Source organism: Halorubrum sp. Atlit-28R (assembly GCF_003665955.1).
In the GTDB taxonomy this organism is placed as follows: Archaea; Halobacteriota; Halobacteria; order Halobacteriales; family Haloferacaceae; genus Halorubrum; species Halorubrum tropicale.
In genome coordinates this window covers 323,065-342,917 of record NZ_QPLS01000002.1, presented here as the reverse complement: position 1 = coordinate 342,917, position 19,853 = coordinate 323,065, and the positions used below count along the sequence as shown (strand labels likewise).

The 19,853-nt window shown below is 66.8% G+C and carries 19 protein-coding genes, 1 tRNA gene and 1 pseudogene; 8 read left to right on the top strand and 13 right to left on the bottom strand.

Annotated elements, in window-relative coordinates; genetic code table 11:
- Positions 1-23: 23 nt before the first annotated feature.
- From DVK06_RS05240 to DVK06_RS05215, 7 genes are all read right to left on the bottom strand, one after another.
- Complete coding sequence (locus DVK06_RS05240) at positions 24-452, bottom strand: PTS-dependent dihydroxyacetone kinase phosphotransferase subunit DhaM (RefSeq protein ID WP_053771431.1); 429 nt, start codon at positions 450-452, stop codon at positions 24-26.
- Positions 452-1,171: a dihydroxyacetone kinase subunit DhaL gene (gene dhaL, locus DVK06_RS05235; RefSeq protein WP_121599556.1), complete on the bottom strand. Its 720-nt coding sequence runs from the start codon at positions 1,169-1,171 to the stop codon at positions 452-454. Before dhaL ends, DVK06_RS05240 begins: the two co-directional genes overlap by 1 nt.
- A complete protein-coding gene (gene dhaK / locus DVK06_RS05230; RefSeq protein ID WP_053771429.1) occupies positions 1,168-2,166 on the bottom strand; it encodes a dihydroxyacetone kinase subunit DhaK in 999 nt (332 codons plus the stop codon). Before dhaK ends, dhaL begins: the two co-directional genes overlap by 4 nt.
- 74 nt (positions 2,167-2,240) lie before the next feature.
- Positions 2,241-2,363 carry a hypothetical protein gene (locus DVK06_RS19565; protein ID WP_255410354.1) on the bottom strand — a complete coding sequence of 41 codons (123 nt, stop codon included), beginning with the start codon at positions 2,361-2,363 and terminating at the stop codon, positions 2,241-2,243.
- A gap of 330 nt (positions 2,364-2,693) precedes the next feature.
- Positions 2,694-3,878, bottom strand: a complete 1,185-nt coding sequence (locus DVK06_RS05225; RefSeq protein WP_053771428.1) for a pyridoxal-phosphate dependent enzyme — start codon at positions 3,876-3,878, stop codon at positions 2,694-2,696.
- Between the two features lie 218 nt (positions 3,879-4,096).
- A tRNA-Ile gene (locus DVK06_RS05220) sits at positions 4,097-4,170 on the bottom strand.
- A 103-nt stretch (positions 4,171-4,273) separates the two neighbouring features.
- Positions 4,274-4,891: an FxsA family protein gene (locus tag DVK06_RS05215; RefSeq protein WP_121599555.1), complete on the bottom strand. Its 618-nt coding sequence runs from the start codon at positions 4,889-4,891 to the stop codon at positions 4,274-4,276.
- Positions 4,892-5,074: 183 nt separating this feature from the next.
- On the opposite strand from DVK06_RS05215, the gene DVK06_RS05210 reads away from it, so the two are divergent.
- Together DVK06_RS05210 and DVK06_RS05205 are read left to right on the top strand one after the other, a co-directional pair.
- On the top strand, positions 5,075-5,782 hold the full coding sequence (locus DVK06_RS05210) for a DUF1405 domain-containing protein (RefSeq protein ID WP_053771426.1): 708 nt from the start codon (positions 5,075-5,077) through the stop codon (positions 5,780-5,782).
- A gap of 70 nt (positions 5,783-5,852) precedes the next feature.
- Positions 5,853-6,899, top strand: a complete 1,047-nt coding sequence (locus tag DVK06_RS05205; RefSeq protein WP_121599554.1) for a hypothetical protein — start codon at positions 5,853-5,855, stop codon at positions 6,897-6,899.
- Between the two features lie 524 nt (positions 6,900-7,423).
- Here DVK06_RS05205 and DVK06_RS05200 read toward each other — a convergent pair.
- Positions 7,424-9,136, bottom strand: coding sequence for a HEAT repeat domain-containing protein (locus DVK06_RS05200; RefSeq protein WP_158600063.1), 1,713 nt, complete (start codon positions 9,134-9,136; stop codon positions 7,424-7,426).
- A gap of 456 nt (positions 9,137-9,592) precedes the next feature.
- Positions 9,593-9,753, bottom strand: a pseudogene (locus tag DVK06_RS05195) (IS5/IS1182 family transposase); the annotation flags it as partial.
- 1,109 nt (positions 9,754-10,862) lie between these two features.
- Between DVK06_RS05195 and DVK06_RS05185 the strand changes: the two are divergent.
- From DVK06_RS05185 to DVK06_RS05170, 4 genes are all read left to right on the top strand, one after another.
- On the top strand, positions 10,863-11,213 hold the full coding sequence (locus DVK06_RS05185) for a helix-turn-helix domain-containing protein (RefSeq protein WP_121599551.1): 351 nt from the start codon (positions 10,863-10,865) through the stop codon (positions 11,211-11,213).
- Complete coding sequence (locus DVK06_RS05180; RefSeq protein ID WP_121599550.1) at positions 11,210-11,545, top strand: hypothetical protein; 336 nt, start codon at positions 11,210-11,212, stop codon at positions 11,543-11,545. Before DVK06_RS05185 ends, DVK06_RS05180 begins: the two co-directional genes overlap by 4 nt.
- The gene (locus DVK06_RS05175) at positions 11,542-11,814 is read left to right on the top strand and encodes a hypothetical protein (RefSeq protein ID WP_121599549.1); all 273 of its coding nucleotides are present in this window, start codon (positions 11,542-11,544) and stop codon (positions 11,812-11,814) included. The genes DVK06_RS05180 and DVK06_RS05175 overlap by 4 nt, the downstream gene beginning before the upstream one ends.
- A gap of 313 nt (positions 11,815-12,127) precedes the next feature.
- A complete protein-coding gene (locus tag DVK06_RS05170) occupies positions 12,128-13,069 on the top strand; it encodes a hypothetical protein (RefSeq protein WP_121599548.1) in 942 nt (313 codons plus the stop codon).
- A gap of 725 nt (positions 13,070-13,794) precedes the next feature.
- On the opposite strand, the gene engB is transcribed toward DVK06_RS05170, so the two are convergent.
- Entirely contained in the window at positions 13,795-14,415 is a 621-nt protein-coding gene (gene engB / locus DVK06_RS05165) for a GTP-binding protein EngB (protein ID WP_121599547.1), read from the bottom strand.
- Positions 14,416-14,822: 407 nt separating this feature from the next.
- Here engB and DVK06_RS05160 point away from each other — a divergent pair, with 407 nt between their 5' ends.
- The gene (locus DVK06_RS05160) at positions 14,823-16,448 is read left to right on the top strand and encodes a Na+/H+ antiporter NhaC family protein (RefSeq protein WP_121599546.1); all 1,626 of its coding nucleotides are present in this window, start codon (positions 14,823-14,825) and stop codon (positions 16,446-16,448) included.
- 120 nt (positions 16,449-16,568) lie between these two features.
- On the opposite strand, the gene DVK06_RS05155 is transcribed toward DVK06_RS05160, so the two are convergent.
- Complete coding sequence (locus DVK06_RS05155) at positions 16,569-17,258, bottom strand: DUF4013 domain-containing protein (protein WP_121599545.1); 690 nt, start codon at positions 17,256-17,258, stop codon at positions 16,569-16,571.
- A gap of 215 nt (positions 17,259-17,473) precedes the next feature.
- Here DVK06_RS05155 and DVK06_RS05150 point away from each other — a divergent pair, with 215 nt between their 5' ends.
- Entirely contained in the window at positions 17,474-18,214 is a 741-nt protein-coding gene (locus DVK06_RS05150) for a 5-formyltetrahydrofolate cyclo-ligase (protein ID WP_121599544.1), read from the top strand.
- 60 nt (positions 18,215-18,274) lie between these two features.
- On the opposite strand, the gene DVK06_RS05145 is transcribed toward DVK06_RS05150, so the two are convergent.
- Both DVK06_RS05145 and DVK06_RS05140 read right to left on the bottom strand, forming a co-directional pair.
- A complete protein-coding gene (locus DVK06_RS05145) occupies positions 18,275-18,478 on the bottom strand; it encodes a hypothetical protein (protein ID WP_121599543.1) in 204 nt (67 codons plus the stop codon).
- A 219-nt stretch (positions 18,479-18,697) separates the two neighbouring features.
- Positions 18,698-19,792 (bottom strand): archaeosine biosynthesis radical SAM protein RaSEA, encoded by a 1,095-nt coding sequence (locus tag DVK06_RS05140; RefSeq protein ID WP_121599542.1) that lies wholly within the window; start codon positions 19,790-19,792, stop codon positions 18,698-18,700.
- Positions 19,793-19,853: the final 61 nt, after the last annotated feature.

Here is a 19,853-nt window from a genome sequence, read left to right as displayed (position 1 = left end):
GGAAAAACGGGCCGGCTCCGCCCCTACAGCTTCTCGATGTCCCGGGCGGACTCCGCCTGCTCGCGCACGGACTCGACCGTGGCCGAGGGGTCGGTCGCCGCGACCGCCGCGTTGACGGCGCCTTCGAGGACGGGCGCGTCCGCGATGACGGCCTCCGCGTCGCTCATCTCGACCGCGACGTCCGCGTTCATCACCGCGCTGCCCAGGTCGACGAGGACGACGACGCCGTCCGCGTCGCCTCCGTCTTCCTCGCCCCCGACCGCGTCGCTCCCGTCCTCGGAACCGGCCGCGGCGTCGATCGCCGTTTCGATCGCGTCGGGGACGGTGCCGATCCCGCCCTTCCCGTCGCCGCCGACCGGTTCGATCCGGGTGTCGCCAGCCATCTCGGCGGCGATCTCGGCGATCCCCTCGGCGGCGCGCTCGCTGTGCGAGACGACGACGATCCCGACCATCAGTCGCCCTCCGAGACCCCCGCGTCGTCGGGGTCCTCGTCCGGGATCGTCGGCGAGGCGGCGTCGGGCTCCAGGGCGTCGACGCCGAGCCGGTCGGCGGCGACCGCGAGCAGCTCTTCGAGGATGAACAAGGTGCTGGTCGCCCCCGGGTCCTGGTGCCCGACCGAGCGCCAGCCGAGGTAGGAGGCGCGCCCCTTCCGCGCCCGGATCGGAACGGTGAACGCGACGCCGCGCTCGGCGGCGTCGACCGCCTTCGCGAGCGCCTCGATCGGCGGCAGGTCGTCGGCCTCGATCGACTTCTTGAACGTGTGGACCGCGGGCGTCAGAGCGTCCACCATCGTCTGGTCGCCGACGCGCGCGTCGCCGCGGTCCTCGACCTTCTCCAGGTACGTCTCGGCGAACGCGACCGCCGTCTCGGGGCTGATACCCCCGTCGAGTTCGCCCGCCGCGAACACGAGCGACCCGCCGAACAGCGGACCCGAGGCGCCGCCGACCTCGGCCATCAGCGTCTTGCCGACCGTCTTCGCGACGGTCTCGGCGTCCGGGTCGTCGAGGTCGCGCGCGGCGTCGGCCGCCCGGGCCCAGCCGCGCGCCATGTTCCCGCCGTGGTCGGCGTCGCCGATCGCGGAGTCCAGCTGCGTGAGGTGGTCGCGCTCGGCCTCGATGCGCTCGGCGACGGCCTCGACGGCCGCGACGACCGCCGCCCCGTCGTCGCTCATTTCACCGTCAGCGCCGGGGTGTCGGCCGGCGCGTCGAACAGCTCCTTCAGTTCGGCGTCGACCGCGCACACCGTGATCGACGCGCCGGCCATGTCCAGCGAGGTCATGTAGTCGCCGACCCACGCGTCGTAGGTCTCCAGCCCGTGCTCCCCGAGCAGCTCCTGGAGGCGTCGGTTGACGACGAACAGCTCCATCTGCGGGGTGGCGCCCATCCCGTTGACGACCGTGAGCACCTCCTGTCCCTCGTCGAGGCCGAGGTCGTCGAGGACCGCCTCGGTCAGGTGCTCGGTGATCTCGTCTGCCGACATCACGTCCGTGCGCTCCGTGCCCGGCTCGCCGTGGATCCCGATGCCGAGTTCGATCTCGTCGTCGCCGAGATCGAAGGTGGGCTCGCCCTTCTCCGGGGTGACACACGAGGTGAGCGCGGTGCCCATCGTGCCGACGTTGTCGACCACCTTCTCGGCGACGCGCTTGACCTCGCTCAGGTCGGCGCCCTGCGCGGCCTTCGCGCCGGCGGCCTTGTGGACGAGGATCGTTCCGCAGACGCCGCGACGCCCGGAGGTGTACAGCGAGTCCTCGACTGCCACGTCGTCGTTCACCACGACGCTCTCGACCTCGATCCCCTCCATCTCCGCGAGCTCGATGGCGGTCTCGAAGTTCATCACGTCGCCCTCGTAGTTCTTGATGATCGCGAGGACGCCGTCGCCCGCGTCGCAGGCGCCGATCAGTTCCTCGAACTCGTCGGCCGTCGGCGAGGAGAACACGTCGCCCGCGGCCGCGCCGTCCAGCATTCCGTCGCCGACGTACCCCGCATGGGTCGGCTCGTGGCCGCTGCCGCCCCCTGTCACCAGCGCTACCTTCCCGTCGATCGGCCCATCGTCGCGGACGAGCACCTGCGTGTCCGGCAGGCGTCGCAGGCGGTCGGGATACGCCGCCGTCATGCCGTCCAGCATCTCGTCGACGACGTCGTCCGGGTCGTTGATCAGCTTCTTCATGATCGTTGGTACCGACTCACTCGGTTCGCATAAGCGTAGTGGCCCTCAGCGCCGCCGTGCCCCCCGTCGAGCGGTCAGGTGGGCGCCAGTTCGCGGGTGCCGAACGCGTGACACCGGGCGACACCGGGGTCGGTCCGGTCGGGCACGCGGAACCCGTAGCCACTTTCGCAGACGCCGCCGTCGTCGAACGGATTCATGCCCCGCCGACGGAGAGCTGCGTGTAAACGCCTATGGTCGGGTTCGTTCCGGGATTTCGCGGGATACACGGCGTGGGTCCGCCTCGCCGCTGCCGCTCTCACTCCCCGCACACGGCCCGCGCGTGTCACCCGTCTTCCGATCGTCGCTCCCGAATCCGTTCCCTTCGACCGATCGTAAGCTTCCGGCACTCCCGACGCGGGCTCCCCTCGTCGACGCCGCGGTCACCACGACCGAGCGCTGCTCCTTGACCGCTTGATCGGGGCCGGCGGGAGCCTCGCCGAACCCACCGACGAGGCGGCGGCAACGGAGCGAGGCCGGCGCCCGACGGGTTACGACACCGCGTCGCGGACCGCGCCCGGGACATCCGATCGGTCGATCTCCCGAACCGACGAGGTGTCGGGCTCGGTCTCCCCGTACTTGTACCCCGACCCGGTCAGTATCACGGCGACGTCGTCGCCGGGACCGAACTCGCCGGCCGCGGCGAGGTCCCGCACGGCGGCCGTGGCCACGGCGCAAGACGGCTCGACCGAGACGCCGGCGTCGGCCGCGAGGCGGTCCGTTTCGGCGAGCATCGCCTCCTCGGGGACGGAGACGACGCCGCCGTCCGTCTCCGCGACGGCGGCCAGCGCCCGGTTTCCGCTCGGCGGGTCTGCGTTGTTGATCGAGACGGCCGCCGTCGGCTCGCCCGTGACCGGCTCGACGCGCGACGCCCCGCGACGGTACGCCTGCGCGATCGGGTCGCAACGTGCGGTCTGCGCGAGGTAGATCCGCGGCGTCGCCGTGAGAAGCCCCGCCGCGTCCAGTTCCCTGAGCGCCTTCCAGACCCCGCTCGCCTGCCCGCCGCTGCTGACCGGTAAGACGATCGCGTCGGGTGCGTCGGGGGCGAACGCCTCGCAGATCTCGTACGCGACCGTCTTCTGTCCGGCCACCCGGAGCGGGGCGTCCGAGTTGAGAAACGCGGCGCCGAGGTCGTGTTCGAGGGTGTCGTGGTAGAGCCGCCCGTACTCCCCGTGGACCCGGAACAGGTGCGGGTCGTGTTGGGCGATCATCGCGAGCCGGGAGTCCGGGGTGTCCTCGGCCACGAGGATGACCGCCTCCCGGTCCGCCGCGGCGGCGTGGGCGGCGACGCTCAACGCCATGTTGCCGTGCGAGACCGTTCCGACCGGTCCGTCGACACGACTGATACCGACGGCCGTTCCGCGGTCCTTGAAGCTCCCCGTCGGATTGACGCCCTCCACCTTGAGGTGGACCCGAGGGCCGTCCGTCGATTCGATCGACGGCGCACGGAACAGCGGCGTCCCGCCCGCGGCGGCGGCGAGCCCGGTCGGCGTCGTCGCGGGGAGGACGGACTCGTATCGCCAGAGCGCGTCTCGACCGAGCGAACCGTCGCTCGCGTCGGGCCAGTCGAACGCCGCCGCGTCGGTCTCGAACCAGAGCGGCTCGCCGCAGCGACACCGGGTCACGTCTCCGAACGGATACGTCTCCCCACAGTCGTAACACGTCAGCTGCTCCATACCCCTCTCTCACGGGCGGTGTACAAATGATTGATCGCGGGGGCCGATCGCGGTATCGGTCGGCACTCGGAGGCCGTGGATGCGATACCCCTCAGCAGAATTCCAACCCTGATAAGACACGCTACCGGTGCCTCTCTAGGTGTAGAAGACCGAAATTGGGTGGCTGGGGAGTCCCAGCCCACCAATACCGAGCGGCCAAAGACCGCTCGCGAAGCAGGTGGGCCAACACGGATTTGAACCGTGGACCTCCCGGTTATCAGCCGAGCGCTCAACCTGACTGAGCTATTGGCCCAGGTGAGCGCATCCAATCGTTGCGCGGGTAGGATTTTAAGGGTTTCCTTTCGTGAGCCGCCCGCCGTGTGGCGGTTTGACGGACCCTCACGACCTCCACGTCGTCAGTCGGTTCCCTTCCGCTCCTCCTCTTCGACGGTGAAATCCACGTCGACAACGTCGTCGTCCGCCGACCCGCCGCCGGCGTCAGCGTTCCCCCCGACACTTCCGTCGGTATCGGGGCCGTCGCCGCCGTCGAACCCGTCCGGGCCGCCACCGGGAAACCCGCTACCGCCCATCGTGAAGCCGCCGTCGCCGTCGTTCGGGAAGCCGCCGATGTAGACGTTGCCCGAGAGGAAGCCGTCCGTCTCGCGTTCGATGTAGGGGACGACGACGTACTTCTTCAGGGCCACGCGTATCGGTACCCGAGAGAGCGGGAGCGCGAACAGGAAGCCGACCGCGTCGGTGACGAGCCCCGGCGTGAGCAGGAACGCGCCCGCGGCGATGAGCAGCCCGCCGTCGAGCAGTTCGTCGGTCGGCGGCTTCCCCTGCGCGACCTTCCGTTGGAGGCGCGCGAGGGTCGCTCGCCCCTCGGCGCGGAGCAGGAGCATCCCGAGGACGGCCGTCAACACGACCAAGGCGACCGTCACCGGCCACCCGAGCCGCGTCGCGACCACGATCAGGAACAGCGCGTCCACGAGAGGGACGACGAGGAGCAGCGCGAGCAGCGTTCGCGGGCGCATACCCCCGCCTTTCCGCCGGGCGCCCATAGCCCTTTTCGTCGCGGTCGGGGTCTGACGGGAGCTCGCGGCGCGCTCGCATCGCGCTCGGTCTGCGCTCGATCTGGTCTCGCGACACCGATCGGGTGCGCCGGTCGCGCCCGCCGCGACCGCCACGACTTTGCCCGCCCGGGCCGAGCCGGCGGTATGGACATCGTCGGCGCGCTCGGTCGCGACCCGCCGGACCGCGAGTCGCTTCCGCGGTGGGTCGCGCCGCTCCCGCAACGACTGGAGGACGTCGCCTTCCGGTTCGCGTGGGTCATCGTCGCCATCAACCTCGTCGGCACCGCGTTCGGCTTCTGGTACTACCGATTCCAGTTCCGCGCTCTCCCGACCGAGATGTGGCTGTTCATCCCGGACAGCCCGGGCGCGACGCTGCTCATCGCGATCGCGCTCGGCGCGTGGGCGCTCGGGCGGTCGAGCGACACGCTCGCCGCGCTGGCGTTCTTCGGGAACGTCAAGCTCGGGCTGTGGACCCCGTACGTCCTCGTCGTCTTCTGGCCGGAGTTCCTCGCGGTCAACGGTCCGGCGCTGTACGCCTTCCTGTTCTTCAGCCACCTCGCGATGGTGGTCCAGGCGTTCGTCCTCCACCGGATCACCGACTTCCCGCTGAAGGCGGTCGCGGTCGCGACCGCGTGGTACACAACCGACCTGCTGATGGACTACTTCGTGCCCGTGATCGGCGAGGTGACCCACACCTCGCTGCCGTACGCCGACGGCGCGCCGTGGTTCACGACGACCGTCCTCCAGGTCGCGGCCGCCGGCGCGGTCGTCCTCACCGTGATCCCGCTGTTCTGGACGCTCGGAACTCGGATCGCGACGCTGCGAGGCCGCGCGAGCGACTCCGGGTCGTAACCCCGGCGGGGGGAGCGTCGAGCCCGCCCGCGCTCACCGATTTAAGTGGACAGCCGACCTCCACGGGGGTATGAGCCACTACGAGCGGATCGCGGACCTGACGGTCACGATCGAGTCGGTCTCGCGGCGACGACACGTGGCGAACACGACGAGCGGCTTCGAGCGGACGACGACGGAGTACCGGCTCTCCGGCGACGGCGTCGTCGGCAGGGGGGAAGACGTCACCTACGAGACCGCCGACCACGACGCCCTCGCCGGCACCGACCCGATCGACATCGAGGGGGAGTGGACGATCGACGCGCTGTCCGACCGACTCGACGAGATCGACCTCTTCTACGGCCACGAGCCCGCAAACGAGACGTCCCGCAACTACCGCCGGTGGGCGGTCGAGAGCGCGGCGCTCGACTTGGCCCTCAGACAGCACGGGGAGTCGCTCGGTGAGCGCCTCGGCGTCGACCCCGAACCGGTCCGCTTCGTCGTCTCGACGCGGCTCGGCGACCCGCCCTCGACCGACCGCGTCGAGGCGCTGCTCGCGCGAGACCCGGGGTTGGAGTTCAAGCTCGACCCCACGCCGGAGTGGCCGGAGTCGGCCTTCGAGACGCTGCGGGAGACCGACGCCGTGCGCGTCCTCGATCTGAAGGGCTGGTACGAGGGGACCGAGGTGGACGTCGAGCCCGACCCGGAGCTGTACCGCGACGTGTTCGCGGCGTTCCCGGCCGCGGTGGTGGAGGACCCGGCGTTCACGCCCGCGACGAGCGCGCTCGTCCAGCCGCAGGCGGACCGGCTCTCGTTCGACTACCCGATCGACGGCGTCGAGAGCCTCGAATCCCTCCCTGTCGAGCCCGGCTGGTGTAACATTAAGCCCTCTCGGTTCGGCACGCTCGAATCGCTGTTCGAGACGATCGCCCACTGCGAGGAGGAGGGGATCCAGCTGTACGGCGGCGGGCAGTTCGAACTCGCGAGCGGCCGCACCGCGATCCAGACGCTCGCCGCGCTGTGTTACCCCGACGCGCCGAACGACGTGGCGCCGCGAGCCTACAACGACCCCGACGCCGAGCCGCCGTATCCGAAGAGCCCGCTCCGACCGAGCGACGACGCGGTCGGCTTCGAGTTCTGAACGGATTTGAGTCGGACGCCTGACGAGGTCACGTCTTTATAAACGGTCCCGCGGTGGCGCGTGCCGACGAGCGCCCGCAGGGCGCGAGTAGCGAGGGACCGAAGGTCCCTTTGACAGCCGGCGCGTAGCGCCGGCGATCGCACGCCCGAGGGAGTCGCTGGCTCCCGGAGCGAAGCGGAGGGTGCCAGCGAGGAGGCTGAGGAGGCGTGGGGTGCTGTGTGATGCGGGGCGGGGCTCAAAGGGGCAGCCGTGAGGGCGAAGCACGCCGCAGTAAGCACCGTAACAAGGGAGCGGTCGCGACCAAGTGAGGCGCGCAGCAAGGTGCCCGAGCCCTCGTGGCTGGGGCTTCGGGGGGAGGTGTCTACCGTCGATCCGACCGCAATCAGAAATGAGGTGCTGCTGAAATTAATAAGAAGTGATAGAATCGGTGCGCAAGAGCCAGAGGGTGAGTGTGGCAGGTTTGAAACCACTGTCTCTGCAGTCCTCGTTCATCTCTGTGGACGGCCTCTCAAACCGATAACCTCTCACCAAGCGGCCGGCCTTTCGACGCCCCACGCAGACGAGACAGCCCGCGCGATTCCCCGCCGCTGGATTTCTGAGTCGGTGTCGAGATAGGAAGCAAGTTCGATCGCGAGATCCCTCGTCATTCCGACGGTCAGACAGTTCCTGGCTGCCTTCCGAACGTCCTTCCGGTCGTGATCGAGGAGCTGAACGAGCGTGTCGACCGCCGCACGGACGTTCGTCCGAAACTGATCGGCGTCCGCCTCGTCGTTCCTCCGTACCGTCCGCGCCCCGCCCGAGAGCGTTCGTGCGACCTCTCGGGCGACGATCCATCCGCTATCGACGGCGAGACACGCGATATCCTCGACAGTAAGTCCGTACTTCCCCATCCGCAGGGCCGCCGCCACGACTCGTTCATCGGAGTCTGTCTCGAACACACGCCGCGCGACGGTTCCGAGCTTCTCGCGCGAGACGTCGTACACCCCCGCGTAGGTTTCGAGCGCATCGGCCGCAGCTGCTCGGACGTACGGGTGTGGGTCGTCTTTCAGTGCCACCCCGAGGGGTCGGATGGCGGTCCGGTGCGATCGGTAGACCCCGAGTGCCCACGCGGCGGTCGCACGGACGATCCACGCATCGTCTTCACGAAGGAGATCCTCGGCACTGAGTTCCTCAAATCCGCGCGCCTTCGCGAGGGCGACCACTAAACCCGCTCGAACCCGCTCGTCGTCGGCACGGAGTTCGAGGACCTTCTCCCGATGTGCGAGCGCCTCGGGGCCCGTGAGGCACCACGCCGCCGCCGCCCGGACTTCCGGACGAGAGTGGGTAAGCCGGTCGACGATGGGTGTCGGTGGGACATTGAGTCCTGGGTGACCGACCGCCCGCCCCGCTGCGAGGATAGCCTTATCCCGATTGTACCCCCGCGACTCGGCGACACGCTTCTTGGCGACGTGAAACTCCCCGATTCCCGATCCGTGCCGAAGCAGTGACAGCGTTCGGAGCGCACTCGCCTCGACGTGCGGCGAGTCGGCGTTCAATCCGTCGGCGAGCCACTCGACAGCTGCCTCGCCGTCTCTAGCTAATATTTTCGCCGCGAGTACGGGGTTCCACCCGTCCAGCGCATCCAACTGCGTCGCGAACTCCGACGACGTCTCCCGACACCCCTCACGGACGCCGCGGCCTGCGGCATCGACGCTCGCGTCGAATTCGCCGGCGACCGCGTCGAGTGCTGTGAGTCGGGTTTCCCGCGGAACGACCGGCGGATCGTAAAGGTAGATACTGCCGTCGGACCGGTCATCGAGAGCGCAGACAGGCGCTCGCCGAAGTATCTCTCGGCCGATGTCGTCGACGATCTGCTTGGAAATGAGCTGCAGATTGCCGAATTTGAGTACCTGCTCAACCGTCGGCGAGCGCTCGAACTGCTCGTGATCACAGTCCCCAACGACCGCGTATTCAAGATCCATGGCTTCGAACGCCGCGATAGCGTAGCCGGCCATCGGCAGTACGAGCTCCTCGTCGAACCGTCCGATTATCCTGATCGAATCCGAGTACCGCGGTTTCGTCACCTCGATTTCGCCAGACGCAGGCGTATCGACACGGCGGCGGACACTGGGATCCGCGGTGTCTGACGCTAGTTGCTCGACGTTTCCGGCGACTTCCTCGATGACGGTTGCTACTCGCGGGACGGATGATGAACAGCCACTGCTATCAAGGAGGACTATTTGATCATACGACCCCATGTGAACGCCTCGGAGTCGTCTCACTAATACCTGTGCGTCGGCAGGGTGGAACCGGTCGGCGCTGATATCGTCGGAGTATTGGCTAAACGGCATCCGCTGGTGGGTGTCATGGACCTATCGAAACCACCGTAACCTGCGACTGAGCCCACCCTGCCTACCGGTGTAAAGTCAACTACGATAATGCTGGACATCTCAAATCCATGTCGGGCACCGCTAGCGCGGTTCGCTTGCTCTATTCGACTTTCAGCCACAGCTCCCGCTATCAACAATCTACTTCACAAGAGCGTATTATTGAGGACTGTGAACTCAAACCATTCACAGATACTCGAATGCCCGGTTGCCGCCAGAAACGAAGCCGAGTCGTTCGTGAGTCCAATCGAAGACTTGGTTGTCGAGCGAGTCTTGAGAAACTCAACGATAAGCTTGCCCACAGTACTACCATAGAGTTTCTTGCCAGATCGCTTTCCGAATGCGTGGCATCTCGATGAGTTCGTCGAGGAGAGTCTGATAGATCGTGCCTCCCGCACTTTGAGGCACAAGAGAACAATGTGTTGATGAAGTGTGTACCGTCGTTTTGAGAATTTTGAAGAGTAGTGAGCGACAGCTCGACGAGCCAAGTGAAACGCCTGCTCAACAAACCGGAGTAACCGCGACTTTGGGAGGGTTTACATCCGGTCAAACCACCGGACGAACCTATAACTCTCTGAGGATTTCAACAGAGCCGGGATCGTCGAACCCGTGATCCACCGAGCGCGGACCCCGCGAACTGAGCACAAGGATGCGCATTTCGACAGGACGATGGCGACTGTTATCCATACCTTAGGAACTGATAGGACCGGCGTGCGAGATACAGAGGATAGACACAGCACGATGGTCTGCGGCGGTAATCGGTGGGACACTTCCACTGCCGAACGCATACGTGTCTCCCGGGTTTATCGCTGGGCAGGGCCTCTATCGGTGACTGGCTCGGAAGACCGTGTAAGGAAGTGGAACGCAGCCCCTGCTCCAGCGACTGCGATGCCAGCCCCGGTCAGTATGCTGTCCCCGTCTATCCCTGTCTGAATACCCACACTCGTGAGCAACGCGCCGAGAGCGACGACTAAGCCAAAGCAGGCGAGTAACACACTCGCTACGACGTAAACGCGTGTTCTGTCCATACTCTATGTAGGACAGATAACAGGATAACCGTATCTATGGACCGTCGGTCTGGTCAACAGCACTCTAATCGATGCTCAGTATCGACGCGCTGGCCGCTGCTCTATCACGTGTGGCTAACTTTCGCTGTGTATTCAGCAGTAGCTCGGCAGACCGGTGAATAGCGAGAGAAACAACAAGAGGGCCGCTGTCACGGACGTCAAGAGGGCCATACCGGCCGCGGGGTAGAGCATCAGTGGGTATGTATTGCGCCCGTAGCCCTGGTACGTCTTCCGCGCGATGACGGGCTAATGGAGCGCTGAGAGAAAGAACGTTGACATGCCCGGAGAGCCACCCGTCGTCGCCGCGCTCGGCCTGCTTGGGCTCGTCGTCTCGCTACATTCCTGAGGCCTCCTGCGGGGGGTCGGACTTCTAACCGCGTTAGTACTCCGGCACGCTCGGTCTCTGGACGCGTGAGTGACGGGTCGATTCGTCAAACGAACAAACCGGCGTCAGGATTCATATACCCCGCCTCTCCACGTACAGGCGTGCGCCGCCCCCTCCGACCGACTCCCGGCCGATACGCCGTCTGATGGACGAAGCAGACAGGCTCGCGTCGGTCGTAGAACTGCTGGCCGACCCGTACGCGAGGGACATCCTCGCCGCAGCGAGCGAGGAGGCCGTGGACGCAGCCATGCTCGCCGAGCGATTGGATGCCGACCTCTCTACGGTCTACCGGCGGCTGGAGGCGCTGGAAGAACACGACCTCGTCCGTAGCCGTGTTAGACCTCGGCGCGACGGCCACCATTACAACGTCTACCGGACACGACTCCGCCGCGTGACGGTCGATATTGAAGACGGAGAGTACCGGGTCGACATCGAGCGCGAAACGCCGACCGATCCGGCCGACCGGCTGACCGACCTGTTCGAGGAGATACGATGATAGCCCAGACCACTGCCGAGACGTTGTTTCTCTCCCCGTTCGTGACTGTCGTATTGTTCCTGCTTACGGTGCCGCTGGGGCTGGCGGTGGGATACCTCGCGTTTCGTGGCCTCAGGAGGGGTCGGCGGCGGGTGGCCCAAGCGCTCGCGCTTGGTCTCATCGTGTTGACCGCAGGCGATGCGCTACTGGGCGCCACCGTTAGTGTCGGCGAGACGACGCTTCTCGCCGGCGGCGGTCCATTGCTACGCGTCGTCGTCCAGTGTCTGGGGTTGCTACTGATCCTGTACGCCATCTATGCCCCCCGTGGGAGCGAGGGAGGTGAAGACACGTGACGGCTACCGTCGACCCGCTCCTCGTTCCGGCGAGCCTGTTCGTTGCCGCCCTGAGCGTCATCGTCGTCGCGCAGTGCTACCGGGGGTACATCCGCAACGAGAGTCGGCCCCTCCTGTTCCTTGGGGCTGGGGTCGCGCTGGTGACGCTCCCGTCGCTCCTACTCTATCCGATATCAGTAGCGCTCGGCATCCCCGCGTACGTTGACGTGGCCGTCGTGTCCCAGCTCTTCGGACTGCTATCGTTGCTCTACGCGTTCACACGCGCATGAATGGCTACCACCGTCGTAGACCCCCCAGCGATCGAAGTACCGCGACGAGGCCAACAACTTGGATAACGGTGGAACTTCCCGGCAACGGATCGATGAAGAGGAGTGACAGTCCGACGGAAGGAAGGAGACGATGAGTGGAGTGAAGTCTGGTCACGCTCATAACAGCTCTCGTACACGTCGCCTTGGCGGCAGCACTCGGAATGTTTCTCTACTCGCCGCCGGGGGACGTGGCGGGTGATATAATTGTTTCGACGACTCGGCGCCCGAGCAGTCCGTTATCGGGGTCTTTGATAATCCCTGGCCGATTCAAGCTGTGAACTCAACGACACTCGCTCAGCGCCCGGCGTTGACCGCGGCGGTGGGGTACATCTGTCTACACGTTGTGCTCGTCTTCGGATCCGTAGCAGTCGCCGACGGTGATACCGGTTCTCTGGTAGCAGCCGGGGGCCTCTCCATCGTGTACTATCTGCTGATCACCGCCTTCGGAATGGTTTTGCTCGCGGTCACCACACTCTCGCTCTCTCGGGGGTGGTGGATTGGGGGGTTCACGACCGTGGTGGCGCTCGTCGCTATGAGATACGTGTTCGGGACTGCTGGGGGCATCCTCACCATTATGGCGTTGTTCGCCATCGTCTTCCTACCGTACGTCGTCGCCGCAAGCATCCTCGCTCGACTGCTTGTGAGCCGGTTCGGGGGTGACCGACTCGGCGACCTGCCCACGCACCACCTCACGCGCGCAGGAGTGTTCGTCGCCGGCGTCTTTGTCGTCGCGATAGTCGGTGGGTCGGTGCTCGCCGTGGGAGCCGCGGCACCCGCGGTCCCGGCCGAGGACTGGCCGGCCGACCGGCAATTGAACTACCTCGAACAGACCGACCAGCGCGACCGGGAGACCGGCGCCGTGATCGACCGGCGCCGCGACTACCGGCGGGCCGAGCGCGTCCTCTCGCTTCTCACGGCAGGGAAAGCAGACTCCCCCGAGGAGTGGCTTGATGCCGCCATCGTGCTTCACCACGGAACCTGTCCAGAGCATTTCGAACTGGCGAACCGGCTCGCGGTGGCAGCAAACGAGTCAGCCACGGTGACCGCGACCGACTGGGTCCGTCTCACATACGACCGCTGGCAGGTGTCGATGGGTGAGCCCCAACGCTACAGTACGCAAACTGGGACTCGGCCGGTGAACGCGGCTTGTCATCCTCCGGTGCCGGCTAAGCTGAACGTCTCCGCGCCGCTTGCTGGGGTGAGCGATGCTGTGTGAACGGCGATCGGCAAACGTACTGTCCGTGATTACGTTCGAGAGTGATACGTGCTTCAGCGTGCTCGTCGAGTACTCGGCTGCTGGGGTCGGCATCTTTTCCGCCAGCGGGAGTGAACAATGCCGAAGTTCAGACTGACCGATACGCGCTCTGTATTCAGCACGTTACTAGGAAGATATCACCTGCTGAGGATTTCACGTATGGAAACGCTGCTAGCTAGCCAAACCACGGCTAACAACAAAATGATTACGCCGTCTGGGGATCTGCTTCTTCCACAGCCGGTAGGCGGTCGAAACGTGTGTGCGGTGCGGTCGCTGTCTAGCGATAGCAGATGCTAAAGAAGGGCCCCGACCGACCGCTGAGGGCCGCCAAATCGGCGGCCCTCAGCTCCCTCGTCTGTCTGCCCGGCCAGTGGTCATCATCATTCGGAGAGGCGATCGTGTGACTCGGGACGCCAGCACGTGAAGCAGAGATTCACGTATTCGGGCTTTCCCGGATGCCGCGCGCCGCGGCATCCGGGCTGTAGCGCCCATGACTCGACTTCTTTCGCGCATGGACCAGTCAACAGAACGTGCTCTATGGCACGGAATCCTTATCGGTCTCTTGCGCCACATATCTTGGTTCACGTTCTCTAGGGATAGCAGCGTTTCCATCGAGTCAACAGAGCCAAAAATAAATACCCACTCGAACGCACGGAGCGGCCGAATCCACCTTTGCAAACGACAATTTACGAAACGAACTTCAGCAGGTCGTCGCGGTTGTGGTCGTGGAAGCGCGTTCGGAGACACTTCTCTAAGGCCTCGACGTCGCCGCGCTTCGCGCAGATGGGCGCCACGCGGTCTGACCACTGCTGCCACGGCGGGAACAGCCCGAGCCGGTCGCAGATCTCGTCGAGCCGCTCGTCGAGGTCGTCGATCTTGTCGGTCTTGTTGACGGCGACGATGGGCTCGACGCCCACGTCCTCCAGGAAGCCGTACATCTCCACGTCGTGGGGGACGTTCCCACGCTCGGCGTGCCGATCGATGATGTCGACCGCCGCCTTGCCGTCCATCACGACGACCCCCGCGAGGATCGAGTCTGCGTTGTCCTCCAGGTAGCGGACGATGTCCGTCTTGATCTGCTCGCGGAGCTCCTCTTCCACGCCGGACATGAACCCGAAGCCGGGGAGGTCCGTGAACATGAAGCTCTCGCTGGCCCAGTCGAAGTGGTTCGGCTGGCGGGTGACGCCCGGCTTACCGCCGGTCGAGAAGTCGTGGCCCGTCAGCTCGCGCATCAGCGTGGACTTGCCGACGTTCGAGCGCCCAACGAGGACGACCTCGGCGTCGCGGTCCGGCCGGTCTTCGAACATACCCGACGGTGCGCGCCTGAGCGGGTTAAAAGGCGCGTCGTCGGTCGCGGCCGCCTCGCGACGCCGAGCGGGCGGGCGTCGTCGGCCCCGAAACGAGACGCTTCGGGGGACACCCCGCACTTGCCTCGTCACACGAGGAGCAGAGGGGCCGAGACGCGGAGGTACCGGCCGTACGCCGACGGCCGAGGGGACAATATATAAGTCTTCTATTGGATTTATATACCCTGGGTTGGTGTGGGTGTCTGTAACATGGTTCTCTCGACGAGGGTCCGTATCCGTCGCATCGGTCCGGCGACCCGGACGACCGACCGCATCGGCGACCCCGGCCGCGTGCGACGAGGCCTCCCCCCGTCCGGGAAGGGGCGCGCGTCCCCCTCGTCCGTCCGGAATCGCTCGGGGGGAGGCGTATGACGGGAGCCGAGACGTTCGGCGCCGTCTCCCTCGTGCCGCCGCTGTTAGCGATCGTCCTCGCGATGGTGACGCGGAAACCGGTCCTCTCGCTGTTCTTAGGGATCTGGTCCGGGGCCGCGATCTACACGACGAACCACGGCGTGGTCCAGACGCTGGACTGGCTCGTCTCCTCGATCGGCGAGAGCACGTTCAACGCGAAGATCATGTTGATCGTCCTGTTCCTCGGGGCCGGCGTCGCGCTCATCTGGCGGCTCGGCGGGGCGAACGCCCTCGCGAACGCGGTGACCTCTAGGCTCGACTCCCAACGGAAGGTCGGCGCGGCGACGTGGATCTTCGGCATGATCTGGTTCTTCGACGACTACTCGAACACGGCGATCGTCGGCACCACGATGCGGGAGATATCCGACGAGGTGAGCATCTCCCGGGAGAAGCTCGCGTACATGATCGACTCGACCGCCGCGCCGGTCGCGACGTTCGGCGTCTCGAGTTGGGTCGCGTACCAGCTGAGCATGATCCGCGACGGCTACGAGGCGGCGGGCGTCTCCGTCGACGCCGGTCAGGTCCCCAGCGCCTTCGCGCTGTTCCTCCAGAGCGTCCCGTTCAACATGTACTGCCTGCTGGCGGTCGTGATGGTCGGGATAATCGTCTTCTCGAGGCGCGACTTCGGCGAGATGCTCGACGCCGAGCACCGCTCCGCGACGGAGGGGAAGGTCCTGCGCGACGGGGCCATCCCGATGCAGAGCGCCGAGGACAGCCTCGGCGACGTGCTGACCGACTCGCCGCAGCTCCGGTACTTCCTCGTGCCGACGCTCGCCCTGATGGCGACCGTGGTCGGCGGCGGGTTCTACACCGGACTCGGCGCGTCGGAGGCCGGCGCTGGGCCGTTCGAGATCGCCGGCAACGCCGCGTTCGTCGACGCGCTCCTGTGGGGGACGTTCATGATGGTCGCCGTCGCGCTCACCATGGGCATCGCGAGCGGGATCGCGAACCTCGACGAGGCGATGGAGACCGTCATCGACGGCTTCGGAATGATGCTGACCGCGCTCACGATCCTCGTGATGGCGTGGACGATCGGCACCGTTACCACCGCCCTCGGCACGGGCGTCTTCGTCACCGACATCGCTCAGGAGTTCGTGTCGCCGACGCTGCTCCCGGTCGTCGTCTTGATGGCGTCCGCGTTCATCGCGTTCTCGACGGGCACTTCGTGGGGAACGATGGCGATCGTGACGCCGATCGCGGTCCCGCTGGCGTGGAGCGTCGGCGGCGCCACGCCGGCGCTGCTTCCCGTCGCGATCGGGACCGTGTTCAGCGGCGCCATCTTCGGCGACCACTGCTCCCCCATCTCCGACACGACGATCCTCTCGTCGACGTTCACCGGCGCGGACCACATCGACCACGTCCGCACCCAGATCTACTACGCCACGACGGTGCTCGTCGTGGCCGCGACGCTTTTGACGGTGTGGGGCGCCACGCGGATCACGCCGCTCGTGCTGCTCCCGATCGGCGTGGTGACGCTCGCCGGCCTCGTGTACGCGCTCTCTGAGTTCGACGCGAACCGGAAGGGCGTGGCGGCGACCCGCACCGTCGAATCCGCCGACCGGTCGCCGGCCGACGACGACTGACCCCCGGCCACACCGAAAGCGCGCCGCGCCGACCGGTTCGCCGACGACCCCGTCCGGCCCGGGGCGCGGCCGACAGTCTCTCCGACGCGTCGTCGCCGGCCTGCCGCGCTCTCGCCGCAATCAGATCGCGGCGTCGTCGGAGGCGGTCCCGACGTCGATGCCGTCGCTCTGGTCGGCGAACGCCGTCCCGAACATGCGGAACACGGCGACCTGACCGTAGAACTGGACGAACGGAACGAGCACCGCGCCGACCACGGTGACGATCAGGACGACGGACACGACGAACACGCCGACGGCGACGAGGATCGGCACGAGCACCGCGAGCAGGTACTCCACGCTGAACAGGGTCGGCGTGAGGAGCCCGACGTCGAATGCCGCGCTCGCCTCGCCGCGGGCCGCGTACGCCGTCAGCGCCGCGGGGACCGCGTAGTACACGAACAGGAGCACGGGGATGAACGCGAGCGCGAGGAGCGCGCCCGTCAGGCCGATCAGCGCGCCGAGGTCGCCGCCGATCCCGGCGCCCACGCCCGCGACGGCCGCGACGAGGACCCCGTACGCCAGCAGAGGGACAATCGAGTACACGATCGCGATCAGCGTGGCGACGACGCCCTTCACGAAGAGGTCCGCCCAGTCCGTGAACTCGGGCGGCTCCTCCTCGCCCGCGACGGTCCGTTCGAGCACTCGCACGAGGTATCCGAGGACGGCGAAGGTGGGAATCACGAGCACCGAGAGGAACCCCAACACGCCGCCGATGACGATACGACCGACCCAGTCGCCCCGCGCCGGGTACGACAGCCCGTCCTCTATCATACCTCCGACCACGGCGATTCGGTATATAAATCGATGCCACTGTTCGCGCGCCGGACCGCTCGCACGTCCGCGTCCGGTTCGAGGCCGCGAGCGTCGTCGGCGTCGCGTGAGCGCCGTCGCGCGGACACCGTGTGCGCACCGCGTGGGCGTCGTGAGAGAGACCCTCCGTGCCGCCGCGTCGCCGGCTACTTGTCAGTCCCGCCCCTGCCTGCGGCATGAACAAACAGACCGTCCGCGAGGCGGTGTGGGACGCCTTCGACGCAGGCGACCACGCGCGCTTTCCGTTCCCGCCGCACGACAGGATCCCGAACTTCGCCGGCGCCGACGCCGCGGCTGAGCGGCTCGCGGATACCGAGGCGTGGGAGGCGGCCGCGACCCTGAAGGCCAACCCCGACGCGCCGCAGCTCCCGGTGCGCAGAGCCGCGCTCCGCGCCGGCAAGACCGTCTACGTCGCGCAGCCACGGCTCCGCGATCCGGACCCGTTCCTCCGGCTCGACCCCGGCGAGATCCCGCCGGAGGAGATCGACGACGCGACGACCGTCTCCGGAATCGGCGAGTACGGGACGCCGACCGCGCCCGAGGACGTCGCGCACGTCGACCTGATCGTCGCCGGCTCCGTCGGCGTCACCACCGACGGCGCCCGGATCGGGAAGGGCGAGGGGTACAGCGACCTGGAGTGGGCGGTCCTCCGCGAACTCGGCGCGGCCGATGCGGACACGACGGTCGCGACGACCGTTCACGAGTGCTCCGTGCTCGACGGCCCCGAGTCCGCCGTCGGCGCCGACGCCGACCTCCCGGCGCCCGACGCCCACGACGTTCCCCTCGACCTCGTCGTGACGCCGGAACGGACGGTTCGGACGGACACGCCGTACGCGCGGCCGGACGGCGTCGACTGGGACGCGCTCGACGCGGAGAAGCTGTCCGAAATCCCCGTCCTCGCCGAGCGGGCGCCCTGACGAGAGAAAATCGCGGTTGAAAGGATGCGATTACGGTGTTCAGTCGGCGGTACGATACCCTCAGTCCGCGTGCTGCGGCGTCGGCGTGGCCCGCTCCGCCCGGTGGTCGGCGACGTGGCCGCACTCCGGACAGACGATCGTGCGCTCGTCACCGTCGCTGACGACGAGCCACCCGTCCGACAGGGGGCTCTCGAAGCGACACTCCGGACAGAAGAGGACCGACTTCCCGCGGGAGGGCGGGGAACCGCTGGCGTCTGCGTTCATGATGTCTTGTAAGGCCCGGAGCTATAAGGGTCTTGTTCGACCTGATCGTTCAGTATGGTCGGGAGTAACAAACGTGACTGTCACGCACTTTCAGAGATAATAGATCGTTCATTTCACCGATTGGAAAGTAACTGATCGGCGACTGTCATCATCGTTCCGGGGCGTTCCGTCGCCCGCCTCGGAGGTCCGCCTCGCCCCGGACCGCGCTTCCGTCGCAGGCTATCGCGCCAAGGGCATGTTGTAGCTCGTCTCCTCGGCCATCACGTACTCCCACGTGGCCTCGCACTCGCAGGATACCTGCTCGAAGACGCTCGGGTCCTGCCGCTTGTCGAAGTCCTTGATCGCGGTCTGGACGCGGTCGTCGCACTCGCCGCAGTTGTGCGCGCCGCGGTCGGAGCCGTGACCGACCGGGTCGGAGACGACGATGGCGTCGACGTCGGCCGTCGCTTCGAGCACGTGCGCGACCGACCAGAGCCACGGCGGCCGGTAGCCGCCCTCGAGGAACAGCTCGTCGACCATCGTGTAGCGCTGGACGTTCGTCGGGTTCATCGAGACGGTGTGACAGCCGTCCACGTCGGCGCACCGCCGGATCGAGTCGATCATGTCGGCGGCCGCCTCGGGCTCCGCGAGGAAGGGCGGCTTCATGAGGAGGTACGCCTTGACCCCCACTTCGGCGTCGAACTCGTCGTCGGCCGCGGCCGCCTCGGCGCAGGCGGCCTCGAAGTCGGCGAAGTCGAAGTACTTGTTCACGCAGTCGTGGCGGACGCGGTCGGTCGCGGTCTCTAACCCGACGGCCACGTCGGTCGCGATGCCGTAGTCCGCGAAGTCGGCGATCTTCTCTCGCTCGACGAAGTCCGGCAGCGACTCGACGACGATCCGGTCCCGGTCCGCGAACGTCTCGGCGATGGCCCGCCGGGTCTCGGCCGGCACCTCGCGCTCGTCGAGGAAGGAGCCGGAGGTGTAGATCTTGATCAGCTCCGCCGGCTCCTCGGCCTCCTCGGCCTCGTGGTCGAGGCACGCGTCGATCTGCGTCATCAGGTCCTCGTGGGCGACGCTGCCGCCCTCGACCGACTCGGCGACGTAGCCGCACATCGTACAACCGCCGGCGCGGGCCCACCGGCAGCCGCCGGTGTTCAGGATGATCGTGAGGGAGTTCACTACGCCGTCGGGCGTATTGTCCTCGTCGATCCACACGCGGGTCGGCTCCGTCGGGTCGTACGTCTCCGAGCGCTCGGCGCGGATGTCGCGCATCACGGCGTTGTGCGCGTCCATTCCGCGCCCCTGCTCGTACGCGTCGGGGCTCGGCTGGCTCATTACCGGGAAAAGCGGTCGCGCGCGTAAAGCGGTGTCGTCATCGCGGGCCGCGTCGCGTCCT